At 52.1% G+C, this 15,233-nt stretch carries 13 protein-coding genes; 8 read left to right on the top strand and 5 right to left on the bottom strand.

Features of this window, described 5'->3' with window-relative positions; translation table 11 throughout:
• Window positions 1-2 precede the first annotated feature (2 nt).
• From nrdF to emrB, 8 genes are all read left to right on the top strand, one after another.
• Complete coding sequence (nrdF, locus tag NBA72_RS05115) at window positions 3-962, top strand: class 1b ribonucleoside-diphosphate reductase subunit beta (protein WP_042948895.1); 960 nt, start codon at window positions 3-5, stop codon at window positions 960-962.
• 354 nt (window positions 963-1,316) lie between these two features.
• Window positions 1,317-2,519, top strand: coding sequence for a glycine betaine/L-proline ABC transporter ATP-binding protein ProV (gene proV, locus NBA72_RS05110; RefSeq protein WP_000985529.1), 1,203 nt, complete (start codon window positions 1,317-1,319; stop codon window positions 2,517-2,519).
• Window positions 2,512-3,576 (top strand): glycine betaine/L-proline ABC transporter permease ProW, encoded by a 1,065-nt coding sequence (gene proW, locus NBA72_RS05105; RefSeq protein ID WP_000775021.1) that lies wholly within the window; start codon window positions 2,512-2,514, stop codon window positions 3,574-3,576. Before proV ends, proW begins: the two co-directional genes overlap by 8 nt.
• 69 nt (window positions 3,577-3,645) lie before the next feature.
• The gene (gene proX, locus NBA72_RS05100; RefSeq protein ID WP_001216613.1) at window positions 3,646-4,641 is read left to right on the top strand and encodes a glycine betaine/L-proline ABC transporter substrate-binding protein ProX; all 996 of its coding nucleotides are present in this window, start codon (window positions 3,646-3,648) and stop codon (window positions 4,639-4,641) included.
• A 164-nt stretch (window positions 4,642-4,805) separates the two neighbouring features.
• Window positions 4,806-5,990: an MFS transporter gene (locus NBA72_RS05095; protein ID WP_000165758.1), complete on the top strand. Its 1,185-nt coding sequence runs from the start codon at window positions 4,806-4,808 to the stop codon at window positions 5,988-5,990.
• A gap of 496 nt (window positions 5,991-6,486) precedes the next feature.
• Window positions 6,487-7,017 (top strand): transcriptional repressor MprA, encoded by a 531-nt coding sequence (gene mprA / locus NBA72_RS05090; protein ID WP_000378431.1) that lies wholly within the window; start codon window positions 6,487-6,489, stop codon window positions 7,015-7,017.
• 126 nt (window positions 7,018-7,143) lie between these two features.
• The gene (gene emrA, locus NBA72_RS05085; RefSeq protein WP_001275604.1) at window positions 7,144-8,316 is read left to right on the top strand and encodes a multidrug efflux MFS transporter periplasmic adaptor subunit EmrA; all 1,173 of its coding nucleotides are present in this window, start codon (window positions 7,144-7,146) and stop codon (window positions 8,314-8,316) included.
• 16 nt (window positions 8,317-8,332) lie between these two features.
• Entirely contained in the window at window positions 8,333-9,871 is a 1,539-nt protein-coding gene (gene emrB / locus NBA72_RS05080) for a multidrug efflux MFS transporter permease subunit EmrB (protein WP_001187298.1), read from the top strand.
• A 48-nt stretch (window positions 9,872-9,919) separates the two neighbouring features.
• Here the strand turns inward: emrB and NBA72_RS05075 are convergent, their stop codons facing one another.
• The 5 genes from NBA72_RS05075 to yqaB form a co-directional block, all read right to left on the bottom strand.
• The gene (locus NBA72_RS05075; RefSeq protein WP_023214625.1) at window positions 9,920-11,290 is read right to left on the bottom strand and encodes a carbohydrate porin; all 1,371 of its coding nucleotides are present in this window, start codon (window positions 11,288-11,290) and stop codon (window positions 9,920-9,922) included.
• Between the two features lie 345 nt (window positions 11,291-11,635).
• Window positions 11,636-12,151, bottom strand: a complete 516-nt coding sequence (gene luxS, locus NBA72_RS05070; RefSeq protein WP_001130194.1) for an S-ribosylhomocysteine lyase — start codon at window positions 12,149-12,151, stop codon at window positions 11,636-11,638.
• Window positions 12,152-12,300: 149 nt separating this feature from the next.
• Window positions 12,301-13,857, bottom strand: a complete 1,557-nt coding sequence (gene gshA / locus NBA72_RS05065) for a glutamate--cysteine ligase (protein WP_000611821.1) — start codon at window positions 13,855-13,857, stop codon at window positions 12,301-12,303.
• A 76-nt stretch (window positions 13,858-13,933) separates the two neighbouring features.
• The gene (locus tag NBA72_RS05060) at window positions 13,934-14,359 is read right to left on the bottom strand and encodes a YqaA family protein (protein ID WP_001279499.1); all 426 of its coding nucleotides are present in this window, start codon (window positions 14,357-14,359) and stop codon (window positions 13,934-13,936) included.
• Complete coding sequence (gene yqaB, locus NBA72_RS05055) at window positions 14,356-14,922, bottom strand: fructose-1-phosphate/6-phosphogluconate phosphatase (protein ID WP_000271296.1); 567 nt, start codon at window positions 14,920-14,922, stop codon at window positions 14,356-14,358. The genes NBA72_RS05060 and yqaB overlap by 4 nt, the downstream gene beginning before the upstream one ends.
• Window positions 14,923-15,233 lie beyond the last annotated feature (311 nt).

The raw sequence follows: 15,233 nt of genomic DNA, 5'->3' as shown, positions 1-15,233 counted from the left end.
ATATGAAATTATCTCGTATTAGCGCCATCAACTGGAACAAGATCCAGGACGACAAAGATCTGGAGGTGTGGAACCGGCTGACCAGTAACTTCTGGCTGCCGGAAAAAGTGCCGTTATCGAATGATATTCCGGCCTGGCAGACGCTGAGCGACGCCGAACAGCAGCTCACTATTCGCGTGTTTACGGGTCTTACGCTGCTCGACACTATCCAGAACATCGCTGGCGCGCCGTCGTTAATGGCAGATGCCATCACGCCGCATGAAGAGGCAATACTGTCGAACATCAGCTTTATGGAAGCGGTACACGCCCGCTCTTACAGTTCTATTTTTTCCACGCTGTGCCAGACGAAAGAGGTTGATGCCGCCTACGCCTGGAGCGAAGAAAACCCGCCGCTTCAGCGTAAGGCGCAGATTATTTTGGCTCATTACGTCAGCGATGAACCGCTAAAGAAAAAGATTGCCAGCGTCTTTTTAGAGTCTTTTCTGTTCTATTCCGGCTTCTGGCTGCCGATGTATTTCTCCAGCCGCGGTAAGCTCACGAACACTGCCGACCTGATTCGTTTAATCATTCGCGATGAAGCGGTTCACGGTTATTATATTGGCTATAAGTATCAGATAGCGCTACAAAAACTATCGGCAATCGAGCGTGAAGAGTTAAAGCTTTTCGCGCTGGATTTGTTGATGGAACTGTACGACAACGAAATCTGCTACACAGAAGCGTTATATGCGGAAACCGGCTGGGTTAACGACGTCAAAGCCTTCTTGTGCTATAACGCCAATAAAGCCTTAATGAACCTGGGTTATGAGGCGTTATTTCCGCCGGAGATGGCAGACGTGAATCCCGCAATCCTTGCCGCGCTCTCGCCGAATGCCGACGAAAACCATGATTTCTTTTCCGGCTCAGGTTCATCTTATGTGATGGGGAAAACAGTCGAAACCGAAGACGAAGACTGGAATTTTTAACCTTACGGGCATGGGAAATAACGTTACATTTTCCATGCCTTTATTTCAATCAATACCGGGTTAAATCGCGCAAATATTACAACATGTCCTACACTCAATACGAGTGACATTATTCACCTGGATTCCTCCAATTCAGGTGGATTTTTGCTGGTTGTCTCAAAAAATATCTCTCCCTCCCCATTCGCGTTCAGCCCTTATATCATGGGAAATCACAGCCGATAGCACCTCGCAATATTCATGCCAGAAGCAAATTCAGGGTTGTCTCAGATTCTGAGTATGTTAGGGTAGAAAAAGGTAACTATTTCTATCAGGTAACATATCGACATAAGTAAATAACAGGAATCATTCTATTGCATGGCAATTAAATTAGAAGTGAAGAATCTGTATAAAATATTTGGAGAGCATCCGCAGCGTGCCTTCAAATATATTGAAAAGGGACTATCGAAAGAGCAAATACTGGAAAAAACGGGGCTATCGCTTGGCGTTAAAGACGCCAGTCTGGCCATTGAAGAAGGCGAGATATTTGTCATCATGGGATTATCCGGCTCGGGTAAATCCACAATGGTACGCCTTCTCAATCGCCTGATTGAACCCACCCGCGGACAGGTACTGATTGACGGTGTTGATATTGCCAAAATATCAGACGCTGAGCTTCGCGAGGTGCGCAGGAAAAAGATTGCGATGGTCTTCCAGTCATTTGCGCTCATGCCACATATGACCGTGCTGGATAATACGGCATTCGGTATGGAATTAGCGGGCATCGCGGCGCAAGAGCGTCGAGAAAAAGCGCTGGACGCCTTGCGTCAGGTGGGGCTTGAGAATTACGCTCACGCCTACCCGGATGAACTTTCCGGTGGGATGCGTCAGCGTGTTGGGCTTGCCCGCGCGCTGGCAATCAACCCTGATATCTTATTAATGGATGAAGCGTTTTCCGCCCTCGATCCATTAATTCGTACCGAAATGCAGGATGAGCTGGTGAAATTACAGGCGAAACATCAGCGCACCATTGTCTTTATTTCCCACGATCTTGATGAGGCTATGCGTATTGGCGACAGGATTGCCATTATGCAAAATGGCGAGGTCGTACAGGTTGGTACGCCAGATGAGATCCTGAATAATCCGGCAAATGATTATGTCCGCACGTTCTTCCGTGGCGTGGATATTAGTCAGGTCTTTAGCGCCAAAGATATTGCCCGTCGCAGTCCGGTCGGCTTAATTCGTAAAACGCCAGGTTTTGGTCCCCGTTCAGCACTGAAATTATTACAGGATGAAGACCGTGAATATGGTTACGTCATTGAGCGTGGCAATAAATTCGTGGGCGTCGTGTCCATCGACTCATTAAAAGCGGCATTAAGCCAGGCGCAAGGGATTGAAGCGGCGCTTATCGACGACCCTTTAGTCGTTGATGCGCAAACCCCACTCAGCGAGTTGCTCTCTCACGTCGGCCAGGCGCCCTGCGCGGTGCCGGTTGTCGATGAAGAACACCAGTATGTTGGCATTATTTCAAAACGTATGTTGCTACAGGCTTTAGATCGCGAGGGGGGTAACAATGGCTGATCAAACGAATCCGTGGGATACCGCACAGGTGGCCGATACTACGACGCAAACGGCTGATGCCTGGGGAACACCGGCAGGCGTAGCCACGGACGGCGGCAGTACCGACTGGTTGAACAGCGCGCCCGCGCCAGCCCCTGAACACTTTTCTCTTCTGGACCCGTTCCATAAGACGCTGATCCCGCTGGATAGCTGGGTCACAGAGGGAATCGACTGGGTCGTCACCCATTTCCGTCCCCTTTTTCAGGGGATTCGTGTGCCGGTGGATTACATCCTTAACGGCTTTCAGCAACTGCTGCTGGGAATGCCCGCCCCTGTGGCGATTATTCTCTTTGCGCTGATTGCCTGGCAGGTTTCCGGCGTGGGCATGGGGATCGCAACGCTGATATCGCTGATCGCGATCGGCGCGATCGGTGCCTGGTCGCAGGCGATGATTACCCTGGCGCTGGTGTTGACCGCCCTGTTGTTCTGCGTCGTGATCGGATTACCGATGGGAATCTGGCTGGCGCGCAGCCCGCGCGCGGCCAAAATAGTTCGTCCGCTGCTGGATGCGATGCAGACCACGCCCGCGTTTGTCTATCTGGTGCCGATTGTCATGTTATTCGGCATCGGTAACGTGCCGGGCGTGGTGGTGACGATTATTTTTGCGCTACCGCCAATTATACGCCTGACGATCCTGGGCATTAACCAGGTGCCTGCCGACTTAATTGAAGCGTCGCGCTCGTTCGGCGCCAGCCCGCGCCAAATGTTGTTCAAAGTGCAACTACCGCTGGCGATGCCCACCATTATGGCAGGCGTTAATCAGACGCTGATGCTGGCTCTCTCGATGGTCGTCATCGCCTCGATGATTGCGGTCGGCGGGCTTGGCCAGATGGTATTACGCGGCATTGGTCGTCTTGATATGGGGCTGGCAACCGTCGGCGGCGTCGGCATTGTGATTCTCGCTATCATTCTGGACCGTCTGACGCAGGCCGTCGGGCGCGACTCGCGTAGCCGCGGTAACCGTCGCTGGTATACCACCGGTCCTGTTGGGCTAATCACCCGCCCTTTCGTTAAGTAACTCTCCTGACGCCCGGTGACATTGCGCTTACCGGGCTTACAACTCCCTACCATAATTAAAGGAACAACGATGCGACATACTGTGATATTTGCCTCAGCGTTTGCCACCCTTGTCACCGCCAGCGCTTTCGCTGCCGACCTGCCTGGCAAAGGCATTACCGTCCAACCAATCCAAAGCACGATTTCTGAAGAGTCCTTCCAGACGTTACTGGTCAGCCGGGCGCTGGAAAAGTTGGGTTATACCGTAAATAAGCCGAGTGAAGTCGATTACAACGTAGGCTATACCTCCATCGCCTCTGGCGATGCGACGTTTACCGCCGTGAACTGGCAGCCGCTGCATGATGATATGTATGCCGCAGCAGGCGGAGACAAAAAGTTTTACCGCGAGGGCGTCTTCGTCTCCGGCGCTGCGCAGGGCTATCTGATCGATAAAAAAACCGCCGAGCAGTACAACATCACCAATATCGCTCAGCTAAAAGATCCAAAAATCGCCAAAATCTTCGATACCAATGGCGACGGAAAAGCGGACATGATGGGCTGCTCGCCGGGCTGGGGCTGCGAAGCCGTGATCAATCACCAGAATAAAGCGTTTGATCTGCAAAAAACCGTTGAGGTCAGCCACGGTAACTATGCGGCGATGATGGCTGATACCATTACCCGTTTTAAAGAAGGCAAGCCGGTGCTGTATTACACCTGGACCCCGTACTGGGTGAGCGACGTAATGAAGCCGGGTAAAGATGTCGTCTGGCTACAGGTGCCGTTCTCCTCTCTGCCGGGCGAACAGAAAAATATTGATACTAAACTGCCGAACGGCGCGAACTATGGGTTCCCGGTTAATACCATGCATATTGTCGCCAATAAGGCATGGGCGGAGAAAAACCCGGCGGCGGCGAAACTGTTCGCCATCATGAAGCTGCCGCTGGCGGATATCAACGCGCAGAACGCCATGATGCATGCCGGTAAATCGTCTGAAGCCGATGTTCAGGGCCACGTGGACGGCTGGATCAACGCCCACCAGCAGCAGTTTGACGGCTGGGTGAAAGAAGCGCTGGCCGCGCAGAAATAAGATCGTTTTTTATGCCGGATAAGGCGCAGTTCATGCGCCGCTATCCGGCCAACGCAATCTCTCCTCAAAGCGCACGATTCATCACGTCACCGTTCCCCTTTATTCATCAACATCCGCTATGATTGTTTTCCCAGGAAATAATTATCTGAATCACGATTACCATAATGACGAAACCCACTCATGAGCTTAGCCCGGCGCTGATCGTTTTAATGTCTGTGGCCACGGGTCTGGCGGTCGCCAGCAACTACTATGCCCAGCCGCTGCTTGATACCATCGCGCATCACTTTTCGCTTTCCGCCAGCTCCGCAGGGTTTATCGTTACCGCCGCGCAGTTGGGCTATGCCGCTGGCCTGTTGTTTCTGGTGCCGCTCGGCGACATGTTTGAACGCCGAACGCTAATTGTCTCCATGACGTTGCTGGCGGCTGGCGGAATGCTGATCACCGCCAGCAGTCAGTCGCTTAGCATGATGATACTCGGAACGGCCTTAACCGGACTGTTCTCCGTGGTGGCGCAGATTCTGGTTCCGCTGGCCGCCACGCTTGCGACGCCCGCCACCCGCGGTAAAGTGGTCGGCACCATTATGAGCGGCCTGTTGCTGGGGATCCTGCTGGCGCGAACGGTCGCCGGACTGCTGGCAAACCTCGGCGGTTGGCGCACCGTATTTTGGGTAGCGTCGGCGCTGATGGCGCTGATGGCCGTCGCGTTGTGGCGCGGACTGCCAAAGCTCAAATCCGACACCCATCTTAACTACCCGCAGCTGTTGGGTTCTGTATTCAGCCTGTTTATTCACGATAAGCTGCTGCGTACCCGCGCGCTGCTGGGCTGTCTGACCTTTGCTAATTTCAGCATCCTCTGGACGTCAATGGCCTTTTTGCTCGCCGCGCCGCCGTTTAGCTATTCCGAGGGGATGATTGGCCTGTTTGGCCTGGCGGGGGCCGCCGGCGCTTTAGGCGCGCGTCCGGCGGGCGGATTTGCCGATAAAGGTAAATCTCACCTCACCACCACGTTCGGCTTACTGCTGCTGTTACTCTCCTGGTTGGCTATCTGGCTTGGGCACACCTCGGTACTGGCGCTGATTATTGGCATTCTGGTACTGGACCTCACCGTTCAGGGGGTACATATCACCAATCAGACGGTCATCTATCGTTTGCATCCGGATGCGCGTAACCGGCTCACCGCCGGCTATATGACCAGCTACTTTATCGGTGGCGCCGCGGGGTCGCTGATTTCCGCCTCCGCCTGGCAACATGCCGGCTGGGCCGGTGTTTGTCTGGCGGGTGTCACGGTAGCCTTACTTAATTTACTGGTCTGGTGGCGAGGTTTTCACCGACAGGAAGCCGTAAATTAAGCGGATAGTGAGCGTTTACCTTTGTTTAAGCTCCTTAGGGTGTTAAGGAGCTCCCCAGTCTGTTAAGGTTATGCTATTCATTTATCATGGTTATTTTTATACCGGTGAAGAATAATATAATTCTATGGAAAGCCCTGCATCCCCATCTGCTCCCAGGCCAATAGCGCCCGTTCAAGGATTCGAAGGTCGTTCACCGATAGCTATCCGTGATATTCCGGTGGCTTTTGCATCGGGTTGTAAGGCCGTTTACCCGGCTTTCGCCCCTCCCGCTTATCGTTCTCTCCTGATTTTTTCATGCAGGCACTCACGCTTTTCTCGTCATTCCTGGATTTGCCGCAGGCGGCGCTTTACCGGGCCCAATGTTCCCGCTGACGTCTCAGTCTGCGTATCATTGGTTGCTTTATAGCCTGAAAGAATGATTTTGTATTAATAATACATTTACTTTATTTGTCACTGTCGTTACTATATCGGCTGAAATTAATGAGGTCATGCCCAAATGGATAGTTCGTTTACGCCCATTGAACAAATGCTAAAATTTCGCGCCAGCCGTCACGAAGACTTTCCTTACCAGGAAATTCTTTTGACTCGTCTTTGTATGCACATGCAAGGCAAGCTCCTGGAAAACCGCAATAAAATGCTGAAGGCTCAAGGGATTAACGAGACGTTGTTTATGGCGTTGATTACGCTGGAGTCTCAGGAAAACCACAGTATTCAGCCGTCTGAATTAAGCTGCGCGCTGGGTTCATCTCGCACCAATGCGACACGCATTGCAGATGAGCTGGAAAAACGCGGCTGGATTGAGCGTCGTGAGAGCGATAACGACCGCCGTTGCCTGCATCTGCAATTAACGGAGAAAGGCCAGGCATTTTTGCAAGAAGTGCTTCCGCCTCAGCATCATTGTCTGCATCAACTCTGGTCATCACTTAGCACTGCCGAAAAAGATCAACTTGAGCACATCACTCGTAAACTCCTGACGCGTCTTGATCAAATGGAGCAGGAAGGCACTGTTCTTGAGGCGCTGCGCTAAAGCGCCGACCCGCTCAAAAATCCAGATTAATAACAGGAAAGCGGACAGGCCGGCACGCGTTACTGCTGGCCTTTCTGACAACAGGTCGGCTCAGCCGATGTGAATAATAAGATCGTGGAGAACAACATGAGCGCAAATGCGGAGATCCAAACCCCGCAGCAACCGGCTAAGAAGAAAGGCAAACGCAAAACAGCGCTGCTACTTCTTACCTTGCTCTTTGTTATTATTGCCGTGGCATATGGAATTTATTGGTTTTTAGTATTGCGTCATATTGAAGAGACAGATGATGCTTACGTGGCAGGGAACCAGGTTCAAATCATGGCGCAGGTGTCAGGCAGCGTGACGAAAGTCTGGGCTGATAACACCGACTTTGTAAAAGAGGGCGATGTTCTGGTCACGCTCGATCAGACTGACGCCAAACAAGCGTTTGAAAGAGCCAAAACGGCGCTGGCCTCCAGCGTGCGCCAGACGCACCAGTTGATGATTAACAGCAAGCAGTTGCAGGCGAATATCGACGTGCAAAAAACCGCCCTGGCGCAAGCGCAAAGCGACCTTAACCGTCGTGTGCCGCTGGGTAACGCCAATCTTATTGGCCGTGAAGAGCTGCAACACGCCCGCGATGCCGTCGCCAGCGCGCAGGCACAGCTGGATGTCGCCATTCAACAGTACAATGCCAACCAGGCAATGATACTCAACAGTAAACTGGAAGATCAGCCCGCGGTTCAACAAGCGGCGACCGAAGTGCGTAACGCCTGGCTGGCGCTGGAGCGTACCCGCATCGTCAGCCCAATGACTGGTTATGTCTCCCGCCGCGCCGTCCAGCCTGGCGCGCAAATCAGCCCCACCACGCCGCTGATGGCCGTGGTGCCTGCAACCGATCTGTGGGTGGACGCTAACTTTAAAGAGACCCAATTAGCGAATATGCGCATTGGGCAGCCAGTGACGGTGATTACTGATATTTATGGCGACGACGTAAAATACACCGGTAAAGTCGTTGGTCTGGATATGGGGACAGGCAGCGCCTTCTCCCTGCTGCCCGCGCAAAATGCGACGGGTAACTGGATTAAAGTGGTTCAACGTCTGCCGGTACGCGTCGAACTGGACGCCCGCCAGTTAGAACAACATCCGCTGCGTATTGGTTTATCGACGCTGGTCACCGTGGATACCGCGAATCGCGACGGTCAGGTACTGGCCAGCCAGGTACGAACGACGCCGGTTGCCGAAAGTAACGCACGCGAAATTAATCTCGCGCCGGTCAATAAACTGATCGACGACATCGTACAGGCTAACGCGGGTTAATCCTGAGGTGCGTGTGATGCAACAGCAAAAACCGCTGGAGGGCGCGCAGCTCGTCATCATGACGATCGCGCTGTCGCTGGCGACATTCATGCAGGTGCTGGACTCCACCATTGCCAACGTGGCGATTCCGACCATCGCCGGGAACCTGGGTTCTTCCCTAAGCCAGGGGACATGGGTTATCACCTCTTTCGGGGTGGCGAACGCTATCTCGATTCCCTTAACCGGCTGGCTGGCGAAACGTTTTGGCGAAGTCAAACTGTTCATGTGGTCGACGGTCGCCTTTGCCGCGGCCTCCTGGGCCTGTGGCGTATCCAGCAGCCTGAATATGCTGATCTTCTTCCGCGTGGTGCAGGGCGTGGTCGCCGGGCCGCTGATTCCGCTCTCGCAAAGCCTGTTGCTGAATAACTATCCGCCTGCAAAGCGCTCCATTGCGCTGGCGCTCTGGTCAATGACCGTCATTGTCGCGCCGATTTGCGGCCCGATTCTGGGGGGCTACATCAGTGATAATTACCACTGGGGATGGATTTTCTTCATCAACGTTCCGATTGGCATCGCCGTCGTCCTGATGACGTTACACACGCTGCGCGGACGTGAAACGCATACCGAACGGCGACGTATTGACGCCGTCGGGCTGGCGTTACTGGTGATTGGCATCGGCAGCCTGCAAATTATGCTCGATCGCGGTAAAGAGCTGGACTGGTTCTCCTCACAGGAAATTATCATCCTGACCGTGGTCGCCGTCATCGCCATCAGTTTCCTGATCGTCTGGGAACTGACCGACGATCACCCTATCGTCGATCTTTCTCTTTTTAAATCGCGTAACTTCACTATTGGCTGCTTGTGCATCAGCCTTGCCTATATGCTCTATTTCGGCGCCATTGTTCTACTGCCGCAGCTTTTGCAAGAGGTGTACGGCTATACCGCAACGTGGGCAGGTCTGGCGTCGGCGCCAGTCGGCATTATTCCGGTAATTTTGTCGCCGATTATCGGACGCTTCGCGCATAAACTGGATATGCGCAGGCTGGTCACGTTCAGCTTCATTATGTACGCCGTCTGTTTTTACTGGCGCGCCTGGACGTTCGAACCGGGTATGGATTTCGGCGCTTCCGCATGGCCGCAGTTTATTCAGGGATTTGCCGTCGCCTGCTTCTTTATGCCGCTGACCACCATTACGCTCTCCGGGTTACCGCCAGAACGGCTGGCGGCGGCATCAAGCCTGTCGAACTTCACGCGAACGCTGGCAGGTTCAATTGGCACCTCGATTACCACCACTATGTGGACCGATCGTGAGTCGCTACACCATGCTCAGCTCACGGAGTCGGTTACGGCGTATAATCCAAACGCTCAGGCTATGTACGATAAACTGGAAGGCTTAGGGATGACGCACCAACAGGCGTCAGGCTGGATAGCCCAGCAAATCACGAATCAGGGGCTGATTATTTCCGCCAACGAAATCTTCTGGATGTCGGCGGGGATCTTCCTGGTGCTGCTCGGCCTGGTGTGGTTCGCCAAACCGCCCTTCGGTGCGGGCGGCGGCGGTGGCGGCGCGCACTAACTATCTGATAAAAGGGATCTGCGGATCCCTTTTTTAGTAGACCAACAATCAGAAGAAATATTTGAATCTCAGACGCCCGCCGTAACGCGCATCTTCACTGTTATCGCCATTATTCGGATTGGCCTCTACCCATGAAGCATAGGCACCGAGGTAGATGTTAAAGTTTTTCATATCCATCACGTTGGGGAATAAATATGAGGCATGAATAGTGTGAATATCATAATTGCCGGGATCGGTGATCCAACAATCGTCCTCACAAACGGCATCGATATTGGCAGCATTGAAGGCTTCGATTTTGTTATGCGCATAGATATAACCCAGTTCAAATCGATGCCACAGCGCATTCACCCCAGCGGTAAAATCTGTCTCATCGGTCGCATCCATATAGGCGGTATTCAGGTTAATCACTGCGCCATCTTCCGGGTCAGTTTTTTGACCATTCCAGGTCATGGTAAAACCATAGCCCGTACGATCTGACTGATCGATCCACTTCCCATTCTCATAATAGCCATAGGCGTTGTTAACGACGTTACTTTCCATCGCTATCGCCGTTGAAAAACGCCCGTTTTGCCAGGCGATAACCGGACGGACGTAAGCCACGTTTTTATCGTTGGTTAAATCCATTCCGTGGTACTGCTTCTCGGTATATAACGTACTGCCATTTTCCAGCAATGTGTTAACTTCGAAATACCAGTTGTCGATGGTTTTACTCAGCAGGAAGTTACCCCCACTGTCGCTACGTCCCCGTCCTTCTTTCATCATATAGATATAGCCGTAACCGTCACTGTAAAGATCGTTCGCTGTATTCCCCGAATATTCAATAAACGTATCCTGATTCAGCGGGAACATATCGTAGGCTTCAAAACGACCAACCTTAATTTTCCAGTCATTCTCACGGCCAAAGAAGAAAACGGCATCATCAAGGTTCATTTTTCCGGTCAGGTCCGCCAGAGGCTGTACAGAGAATCCGGCAAAATTACCGTTGTCCAGCCGCTGGTAGCCATCAAAGCCCAACAACAGGCGTCCGTTAATATCCCAGCGTTCATTGGTTCCTGATGCCCAATCTTTATTCGCTGACGTTCTCATCGAGGTCAGGCTACCGGAACGGCTTGCCGCATCCATATTAAATTCGACATCGCCATAGAACTTAATATCGCTGAATCCGGATAAGGTCAGCTTCGGCGGCGTTTTACCTGCTGCAATGGGCTCGGCGGACTGGACATTCACCGTCGGCGTAGCGGCGACCTGCTGCTGTTTCAGCGAGCGAATTTGCGCCTCGGCATCGGATGCCCGTTTTTCAGCATTAACAACACGTTGCTCCAGTTCAGCCAGACGCTGCTCAATAGTGATATTATTCGCTGCCCAAAGGTTATGAGAAAAGCAAGCACCGATCATCAGCGCCAAATATTTAGCCTTCATTTTTTATCCCTTAAGTTTGATGTATACCAGATAAGATTTGCTAAAAACCCCATCGACCGGCTATTAGTAGAGTCTTGTTATTACCTGGATATCTGGCGCATTCCATTATGTTTTTCTATTAATTATTTATGATTTTTAGTTTATGTGATCAATACACTCTGGCATCGTGAGTTATCCGCTTTTTCTGTTTGCCAGATCACATTTTATTATTTAACAGGCCAGGCATTACTTAATTTAAAATGTATTCTCGCCGCAAATATAATAAACGCAAATTATATTAAGCAATAAAAAACCCCGGCCATAAACCGGGGTTAATTTAAATACTGGAAACGCTTACCAATAAGACTAAATATGCAGTTCCTGCAGTTTTTCTTTCGGCAGCGCCAGCTCTTTATTGCTGTTCACGCGCACATCACGCTCCAGAATATGACGGGCAATGTCCTGCGCTTCACTGAGCGAGTGCATCTGATACGTACCGCATTGGTAAACGTTCAGCTCCGGGATCTGGTTTTGATCCTGCACTTTCAGCACATCCGCCATCGCCGCTTTCCAGGCGTCGGCAACACGCTGCTCGTCCGGCGTGCCAATCAGGCTCATGTAAAAGCCGGTGCGGCAGCCCATCGGCGAGATATCGATAATCTCAACGCCGTTACCGTTGAGGTGGTCGCGCATAAAGCCAGCAAACAGATGCTCAAGCGTATGAATCCCTTTTTCCGGCATCACTTCTTTGTTCGGAATGCAAAAACGCAGATCAAACACGGTGATTGCGTCGCCATGCGGGGTGTTCATCGTTTTTGCAACCCGGACCGCCGGCGCTTGCATCCGGGTATGATCGACTGCGAAGCTATCTAATAATGGCATTTAGTCACCTCCGATAATTTTTTAAAAATAAACTGAACTCTTTGTTCCGGGGCGAGTCTGAGTATATGAAAGACGCGCATTTGTTATCATCATCCCTGTTTTCAGCGATGAAATTTTGGCCACTCCGTGAGTGGCCTTTTTCTTTTGGATCAGGCGTGTTTCGCAAGCCACGCGGCAAACGGCTCGGTATCCGCCGCCTCAATCTCCTGCTGACGACGTACTGAAGCGTCACGTTCAGCAATAAACTCTTCTTCCTGTAAAATCTCCAGCGGCTCTTCGCGTAACAGATTACGGTAAGCCTCACCGAACGCTTTCCCGGTGCCGCCAATGCCTTCATCAATCATAGACCGTAGGATCCGGGCGGAGAATGTCAGTTCAGGATTATCAAAGCAGGCGACCAACTCGTCACATACCTTTTGATACTCCTCTCCCCCGTGGATACTGTCCAGCGTTTGCGCCACGCGTTTCAGATCGCGGAAGAGATCTTTCCCGACTTTGGGCAGCGGGAACTGCGCAGTTTCACAGCCAATGCCTAACGTCAGGCCCGGCTTACGCCCTTCCAGAATAACGCGATTCCAGTTTGTGCGCGTACATAACAGCTCATCGCTACTCATTTCCGGCGCATCGGCCAATACGCACCAGACCATAAACAGATCGAGGAAGCGCACCTGTTGCTCGTCTACGCCGATCGGTGAGAACGGGTTAATATCGAGAGAACGAACTTCAATATACTCAATACCACCACGCAGAAGCGCGTCAGAAGGCGATTCGCCGCTGCGCGTCACGCGCTTGGGACGAATGGGCGCGTACAGCTCATTTTCAATTTGCAGAACGTTGCTGTTAATCTGTAGCCGCTTACCGTCTTTTTCCACACCAATCCGCGCGTACTCCTCGGAAGGGGTTTTAATCGCGCGCTTCAGACCTGCAACGTATTCATGTAGATCGTTAAACGTAATTCCGAGATTGCTTTGCGACTTATTGGTATAGCCCAAATCACTCAAACGCAGCGACGTCGCATACGGCAGGTAGTACATGCCGCAGTCCGTTTTTTCAAACGGTAATGTGGTTGGCTTCCCTTGCAGGAAAGAGGAACAAATGGCCGGAGACGCGCCAAACAGATAGGGGATGACCCAGCCAAAACGGTAATAGTTGCGAATCAGACGAAAATAGCCGGCAGAAATTTTTTCTTTTGCCGCTTCGCCTTCCGTAACGCCGCATTTCGCCTGCCAGAACGCCATCGGTAATGAAAAATTGTAATGTACGCCGGAGATGGTTTGCATCAAAGCGCCATAACGATTTTTCAGCCCTTCGCGATAGAGCGTCTTAAAGCGCCCGGTATTGGATGTGCCGTACTGCGCCAGCTCTATGTCCTGCCCTTCCGCAATATAGCAGGGCATACTTAATGGCCACATCCGCTCATCGCCCAGTTTCCTGGCCGTATACCGATGGAGATCGCGCATAAAAGTGAGCATATGCTGGATATCGCCATCGACTGGCGTAATAAACTCCAGTAGGGCTTCCGCAAAATCCGTGGTAATCCATTTATGGGTCAGCGCTGAACCTAACGCTTCAGGATGACCTGTTGTCGCCAGCGTGCCATCAGCATTGACACGCAGCGTTTCGCGCTCTAACCCGCGCTGTATCCCCTTTAACGCCTGAGGATGTTTTTCCAGCCAGGCCAGAGCCTGTGATACGTCCGGGATCAAATTGACCTCCCGCCTGTCCAAATCGTTTTAATAAGCATAACTGTAATGGCGGCCATACATGCCAAACCTACAATTATTACCACCACATCATGCCCTGAACCGTCGCCGCTGCGAGCGCAACATAGCGCAGCGCCTTACCAAGACACAAAAAAAAGATCGTCCGCCCCCACGGGATGCGCATCCATCCCGCTAACAGGCACAACAAATCACCGATGACCGGCATCCAGCTTAATAATAGTGTGGCTGCGCCATAACGCTTTAGCCAGCCAGTCGCTTTTTCCTGCCAGCGCGACGTTTTGCGCAGCGGAAAGAAACGCCCAAGAATAACGTTAGTTACCCCTCCAAGGCTATTACCCATTGTTGCTGTTAAGACTAAGACCCAGGGATGGCTGACGCCGGAGACCAGCATAGCAACCAAAACCACCTCAGAATTACCGGGTAACAGCGTCGCGCTGAGAAAACTACTGGCAAACAGAGACAGGAGCGACAGTCCGTCACTCACAATAGTCGAACATCCACGGCATCCATTCCCGCCGCCCGCGCCGCCTGTAAACCAAAATCGGCATCTTCAAATACCACGCACTGCGTCGGCATGACGCCCATCCGCTGGGCGCACAGTAGGAAGGTGTCAGGCGCAGGTTTGTGATGCTGTACGTGATCTGCCGCCACAACCGCATCAAAATAACGACGCAGCCCCAGATGCGCTAACAAGGCTTCCGCGATAGCGCTTTCGCTACCGGTACCGACCGACATGGGACGCCGCCCATGCCACGCTTTAACCACCTCAACCAGCGGCAGCGGTTCTACGCAGTCCAGCAGGATGCTTTTTACCGCGTCGGTTTTCTCACGCGCCAGTGACAGGGGATCAAGATCGGCATGGTTAAGCTCAATGATTGACTGGGCGATAAGCCAGGTTGGCGAACCGTTAAGCGCGACCATTGCCTGTTCATCAAAACGAAGACCATAGCGCCCCAAAACCTCACGCCACGCTTTGCGATGCGTGGGTTCGGTATCCAGGAGAGTACCGTCCATATCAAAAATCAAACCAGCATAACGTGCGTACATCGTGTTCTCGCAAACCGAATAACCAGACAGTACTTTATCGCAATTGGTTGATTTTGTCGCTAATAGAGATGAAGAGGTATGTTCAGGATAAGGGGAAAAGCGATTGCGGGGCAGTGACGTATCCGGGAGGATTATTCGCCTTATGGGCCGTTGCTGACGCAACGTTATCCTTCTGATGCCAGCGGTGATTACCGCTATCTTATCTGCATCTTCATCGCTGAAAGTACGGAGAATATGGTGCATCCGGGAGGATTCGAACCTCCGACCGCTCGGTTCGTAGCCGAGTACTCTATCCAGCTGAGCTACGGATG

This window comes from Salmonella sp. NW1250 (genome assembly GCF_051812965.1).
Classification (GTDB): domain Bacteria; phylum Pseudomonadota; class Gammaproteobacteria; order Enterobacterales; family Enterobacteriaceae; genus Salmonella; species Salmonella enterica.
Note: the sequence above shows the minus strand (reverse complement) of the source record. Positions and strands in the feature narration are given on the sequence as shown.

Bases quoted from the DNA above. Each gene is read 5' to 3' on its own strand.
- NBA72_RS05075 (WP_023214625.1), bottom strand. From the start codon at position 11,290: ATGAAGGCTAAATATTTGGCGCTGATGATCGGTGCTTGCTTTTCTCAT.
- proV (WP_000985529.1), top strand. From the start codon at position 1,317: ATGGCAATTAAATTAGAAGTGAAGAATCTGTATAAAATATTTGGAGAG.
- emrB (WP_001187298.1), top strand. From the start codon at position 8,333: ATGCAACAGCAAAAACCGCTGGAGGGCGCGCAGCTCGTCATCATGACG.
- proX (WP_001216613.1), top strand. From the start codon at position 3,646: ATGCGACATACTGTGATATTTGCCTCAGCGTTTGCCACCCTTGTCACC.
- NBA72_RS05095 (WP_000165758.1), top strand. From the start codon at position 4,806: ATGACGAAACCCACTCATGAGCTTAGCCCGGCGCTGATCGTTTTAATG.
- mprA (WP_000378431.1), top strand. From the start codon at position 6,487: ATGGATAGTTCGTTTACGCCCATTGAACAAATGCTAAAATTTCGCGCC.
- yqaB (WP_000271296.1), bottom strand. From the start codon at position 14,922: ATGTACGCACGTTATGCTGGTTTGATTTTTGATATGGACGGTACTCTC.
- nrdF (WP_042948895.1), top strand. From the start codon at position 3: ATGAAATTATCTCGTATTAGCGCCATCAACTGGAACAAGATCCAGGAC.
- emrA (WP_001275604.1), top strand. From the start codon at position 7,144: ATGAGCGCAAATGCGGAGATCCAAACCCCGCAGCAACCGGCTAAGAAG.
- luxS (WP_001130194.1), bottom strand. From the start codon at position 12,151: ATGCCATTATTAGATAGCTTCGCAGTCGATCATACCCGGATGCAAGCG.
- proW (WP_000775021.1), top strand. From the start codon at position 2,512: ATGGCTGATCAAACGAATCCGTGGGATACCGCACAGGTGGCCGATACT.